The following is a 5,308-nucleotide window of genomic DNA, read 5'->3' as shown; positions in this document are numbered from 1 at the left end:
CGGGAAGCTGGGCGCACTTTTGCATGAGCTCGCTGTGGTAGTGGCTCACCGGGATCAGGGCATCGAACTCCGAACCGCGCTCGCCGACAAGCTGCCAGCACTGCTCGCTGTAGGGCTTGCCCAGGGCATTAAGAAACCCGTCCTCCCCTTGCAGCGTGCAGGCGATCTTTGCACCGGTCGCCTCCCGAATCCGCCGCCCCATACCTAACAGCAAGGCGTTGGAGAGAATCACCCAGTCTGGTTTCTCGCTTGCCAGCCACTCGACCAGGCGCTCCAGCTCTTTTTTCTGGTTGCCCTCTTCGCCCCTGAGCATCGAGAGGGTCATTGGCCCTAGTGTACTAGCCCGGGTCATACTGGAAAACTTGCCCGTGGCAGTCAGCACAGACGTCGCGTCGAAGAGCTTATCGAGCCAGCGGGGAGTCTTGCGAAAGAGCGGGGAGATCTGCTGCAGATAAGCATTGATGCCGCCGTAGAACACCGGGGTTCCCGCTGCCGCCGACTCCTCGTCCAGGGTGAGCGGCAGGTACATCGGCACCAGAAGCGCATCGTGGCCGCGCTTACGGAGCGCTAGCACCAGTGCATTGTCGCGCATGCAGCTCCCACAGTAGAAGCTGCCCGTTCCCGTGGTTAGATACACCAGACGCATAGATCTATTTTACCGTAGGCTTCAGTCCTCGCGGAACCAGGCCTGTGCATTGGGTGCCAGCGACTTGCGGAAGGCAACACTCTGGGTGCTCATGGCGCGCCACGAGGTTCCCGAACCCTTGAACCACTTGGCATGGCCATCGGCCATGACATACACCGAGCCACCGCTGTGGCGGTAACGTCCCGCGCAGTAGTTTTCTTTCTGCCCAAGGATCGTCGGTGCTGGGAATGCGGGGTAACCTGCTTCGACACCCGTACAACCCGCTGTGTCGTCGCCCGATGTATTTCCGATGTAGCCCATTCCTTCACAGGCGAGTACCCGGCTTGCGGGAGCATCCACCGCTGCCATTCCTTGAATCCCTAGAGGAAACCAGCCAAAGGTCAGTGCGTTGCGGTGCATTGTCGGCATCAGGGCGCTGTTATTGATGTAGCTGCCCGCCTTGGAGTAGAAATTTGTGGTGTACTTGCCCGTGAAGTCAATCGGAGCATCCGCTGCGTTTACGGGAAGGTTCTGAGGGCGTGGGCCGATACTGGGGCAGGTCCAGAAAGTCACTTCCTTGCGGACTGCGGGAGCACCTGTGATGATCACCGCACCTGCTCCTACTTTGGCGTAGGGTTCCACAAGATCCTGCCACGTGACGGCAGTAACCATTCCGACGAGAACATAGGAGCCCATCGGCCACATTTCGTCGTAGTCCTGTGCGTACATCATGATCCCCGTACCGACCTGCTTCATGTTGGAGAGGCAGGCAGTCTGGCGCGCCTTCTCGCGGGCCTGAGCGAAAACCGGGAAAAGAATGGCAGCCAGAATCGCGATGATCGCGATGACGACGAGTAGCTCAATGAGTGTAAACACACGTCGTTTATTCATAAGGACGACTCCTAGGATAAAATAAGGTAGAAAATTGTATCATGGTACTTTGTTGTGAATGTACTCGTAGCGCGTGCTTAGATTTAGGTAGCGCGTGCTTAGATTTCCCAGAGCGCCAGGCTGGCGGCTCCCTTGACCAGCAGGCGGTTGCCTGAGATTGCAGGGCTTGACCACATGGCGGAGTCTGCCACTTCGTATTTGGCAACTTCCTTGAGCGTGTCACCGGATTTTTGGTAGACAAAGAGTTCACCGCCCTGGGACGAGACCAGGAGCAAGGGGCCGATATCGAAGATCGTGACTTGCTCGCCTTTATTGCCCGGACACTCCCAGGTCACTTCCCCCGTGGCGAAGTCCATTACCGCCACTTGACCGCGCCGCTTCTCATTGACCACATAGACATGCTTGCCGTCGAGAACTGGGCTCGATGAGGACATCGTGACATCGCGCGACTCCCAGACTTTACTGGTGCTCCACTTGCCTGCGCTTTGCGTAAGTTTCAGTGCGAACGTCGCACGCTGGTTTGCCCCACAGAGCACGATGTCGCCGGAGATCACGGGTGTGATGGAGTTGTGGTTGAACATATTCTGCCGGTTCGGCAGGCTCCAGAGCTGCGCTCCGTTCTCCGGGCTGAGCCCCAGCCACAAATTGTGTGAGGCGGTGATAATCTGCCGAACGCCGCCAATGACGGCGAGCTGTGGGGAGGTATAGCTTGGCCCCTCGCCCTTCCAGGCCCAGAGCTCCTTGCCCGTGTCTTTATCGAGCGCCAGAAACGAGCCCGTGGCCTCGTGACCGGAGTGGACGTAGATCTTCTTGCCATCAATCAGCGGTGAGAGCGACGCGCCACAGACGGGCATCGGAATGGGGTACTGCTTGGAGAAGTCCTTGCGCCAGATAATACTGCCCTTGGCGGCATCAAAGCACGTCATCAGGCCGTTCACGCCAATCGTGTAGAGCTTACCGTCATGGCAGAGCGGGGTCGAGCGCGGCGACTTTCCGAGGCGCTGCGCGGGGAAGATCACGCTATCAAACGGCGCGGCGACGATGTCTTTCCAGAGCGTCTTACCCGTGGCCATCTCTAGGCACAGCGTGTGCTCCTCGTTACCCTGCCGCACGATCACAAAGGCGCGGTTGCCTACAATAACCGGCGACGAATGTCCTTCGCCCACGGAAATAGCCCATTTTTTGCTTAGTTTCGTCGGCCACTTCGAGGGAATCTTAAAGCCAGAAACGTGCGCATCACGGCGTGGCCCACGCCACTGAGGCCAGTCGCGAGATTGATTCTTTTGCATATTGCGCATCTCAACGATAAAGAAGAAAATAGGTTCCCATGGCTTTCAAACGACGAGAACAAAAACGGGTGCATCTGGGGGTGCATCTGGGGGTGCGTGTGCTGTGCGCACAAGTGGCGTGGCTGGATGCACCGTATCACTGGGAGGGGGGGCGGCTGACATGGGGTGGTTCGGTTCCCGATGCCGCGCTGCTCTGGAAGACCCAGAAGCGATTATACGAGCTACGCCAGCTTGGGCAGAGCATTGAGGCACTTCAGAAAAAGCTGGAGCAAGCAAAGTGGCTGCTGACCCTGACCGAGGCGAGTGGGGTCGCGCTGCTGCTGGCCGAAGCGCTCTGTGAAAACGCACTGCCGTTCTCGCCGAGCCAGGGGGTGGCAAGGCAGGGGCAAGCCGCACTCCCGGCGCTTCAGCGCCTCGCCGCCGATCCGCTCACACCAGAGGACGCGCAGCCGCTGCTGGGCCTGATGCGTGCGGTCTGTCAGGGAGCACGCAAGTTTCCCGCGCACCCGGATCTGATGGCACGGCTCCTGGCACAGTCGCCGGGGTTTCCTATTGCGCTCCTGGGAGAGCTGCCGATTTTGACGCTCACCCCGGAGAAACTGCGGGCTGAAGTGCGGGCAGGACTCTCGGCGGACGCGGTTGCTTGCCTTTTAGAGCAGGTCAGCGCCCGGAGCTATCTGCACCGCGACCCGGCGCTGCGCCGCTGCCTGGAGCGTGTGCCGTTTGCGAGTGTCGCGGTGGCGCTGGAGCTGGCGGAGATTCTACGCCTGCGGGAAGTGTTGCCCGCTGGCGAGCAGGACAGTGGCCCGCTCGTGCGCCGCGCTCCCGGGATGCATGAGGCCGTCGCTCTGGTGCTGGAGCGGGACGACTCCGAGGCGTGGCTTGCACTGCTGGTACGCTGTGCCGATCTTCTCTGGCCGCACCCGGAGCTTGCTGTGAAGAGCCGTCTGCGGGGAAAGAATCGTGAGGACGCGATTCAGCGTAAGGCGCAGCTCTGGCGGCAGGAGCGCCATACGGCTGTCGAGAGTTTCTACCAGATTTTTTCGTACTGCCTTAATGCGGAGCTCGCGGAGAAAGCGCTCCGTGCGGACAAGCTCTGGCGGCTACGCTTCGTGGCGGCGGAGCCGGAGATCTACCAACTGACCTGGGCACTCTACGAGGAGTTTCCCGAGCTGGACAGTGATCTCTCGGACGTGCTTCAAAAGTACCGCAGTGTTGCGGAGTTCCGTACTGATTTTGGCGAGGCGCTCCGTGTCATTCGTGCCCAGAGTGCGCCCACCGGGGGGCTTTTGCTGGCGGCGATCCTCTGGAACTGCCAGAGCGAGACACGGGAAGTTCGCCGACAAGTGCCCCAGCTCGCGCCGCGCCTGACATTGCTCTTGCCGCTGATTGAGCTTCCTGGCACGCAGCTCTGGCATGTCCGGGAGTTTATGAACCCCCTGGGGTACTTGCCTGATTCCTGGTTGGCTCGCACGATTGAACTCTTCCAGAAAACCGAGTGCTGTGATGCCGAAAAAGTGCAGCTCGCCTACCGGCTGGCGGAGGGCGATGAGAGCCGCTTTGTGCACCTTCTGGAGAAGCTCCTGGTGACAGGTTTTGACTGGGTGCCTCTCCAGGCGGCCTATCGGTTTGGGGCACAGTTGCCACGCTTCCCCGCGCTGGCTCCTCTCTTGTGTGAGCTCATGGAGCAGCAACCACGCCGTGCTGTGGAGCGTATGGCCCAGCTCGGGGAAGCCCTTCGACTGGGGCTGGAGGCACTAGAGCCACTGCGCAGGCTCGCCCCGAGTGCGGAGAGCTTGCCTGCGGAGTGGGAGCCTGTCGCGCGTCTTCTGCCCGATGTCCCCGATCTTGCCTGGGCCGCGCGCGAGCCACTCCCTCCCGGAATGGTGCGGCTGCTTGCCTTCCCAGAGCGTCTGCGACGGGAGGCTGACTATCTCACGACACGTCCGGAGCTATCAGTTCGCCACAGTGCCGTTCTCGCCCGCCTTGCCGACGAAGCCGCGCTCCGTCGGACGATCACCGAGGAGCTGAGAGAAGCTGTGATGCAGCGCGCACGGCTCTTGCGTGGGGCCGCTCTGACAACTGCCGTCGAGGAAGTCTATCGAAACCGGCTGCGGGGTATTCTAGGCAGCCGGGCACTCTCGGTGCAGATGACGCCCGATGTAATGAACGCCGCGCTCCTGACCCTAGATATCACGGAGAACCGCCGGTTATTGATCCGCCTGCTCCGTGCCTATTTTGATGGGGATAGAGACTGGGCGCTGCGCCAAAAGCCCAATGTTGTTTATTTAGAAGCCCTCACGGCACGCGGCATAGACGCACGAGCGTGGCGCACGCCGCACGGGGAGAGCGTGAATGGGCTGCACCTGCACCTCGAAACCGATCCGCTGCATGTCTTGCAGATGGGCAACTACTTCGACACCTGCCTGAGCTTTGGAGGGATCAATGCCTTCTCCACGGTCGCCAATGCCTGTGATGCCAACAAGCGTGTGCTCTACGTGCG

At 60.5% G+C, this 5,308-nt stretch carries 3 protein-coding genes and 1 pseudogene; 1 reads left to right on the top strand and 3 read right to left on the bottom strand.

The window, feature by feature from the left end; all coding sequences use genetic code 11:
* From ACH2EH_RS07655 to ACH2EH_RS07645, 3 genes and pseudogenes are all read right to left on the bottom strand, one after another.
* Positions 1–646: pseudogene (locus ACH2EH_RS07655) on the bottom strand (glycosyltransferase family 1 protein); the annotation flags it as partial.
* Between the two features lie 21 nt (positions 647–667).
* On the bottom strand, positions 668–1,516 hold the full coding sequence (locus ACH2EH_RS07650) for a DUF1559 domain-containing protein (RefSeq protein WP_395140456.1): 849 nt from the start codon (positions 1,514–1,516) through the stop codon (positions 668–670).
* 98 nt (positions 1,517–1,614) lie between these two features.
* Positions 1,615–2,805, bottom strand: coding sequence for a PQQ-binding-like beta-propeller repeat protein (locus ACH2EH_RS07645; protein WP_395140454.1), 1,191 nt, complete (start codon positions 2,803–2,805; stop codon positions 1,615–1,617).
* 38 nt (positions 2,806–2,843) lie between these two features.
* Between ACH2EH_RS07645 and ACH2EH_RS07640 the strand changes: the two genes are divergently transcribed.
* The coding region (locus ACH2EH_RS07640) for a hypothetical protein (RefSeq protein ID WP_395140452.1) at positions 2,844–5,308 on the top strand (2,465 nt) is incomplete at its 3' end.

The sequence above is a fragment of the Armatimonas sp. genome (assembly GCF_043760365.1).
GTDB lineage: Bacteria > Armatimonadota > Armatimonadia > Armatimonadales > Armatimonadaceae > Armatimonas.
This window is presented reverse-complemented; position numbering and strand designations above follow the sequence as displayed.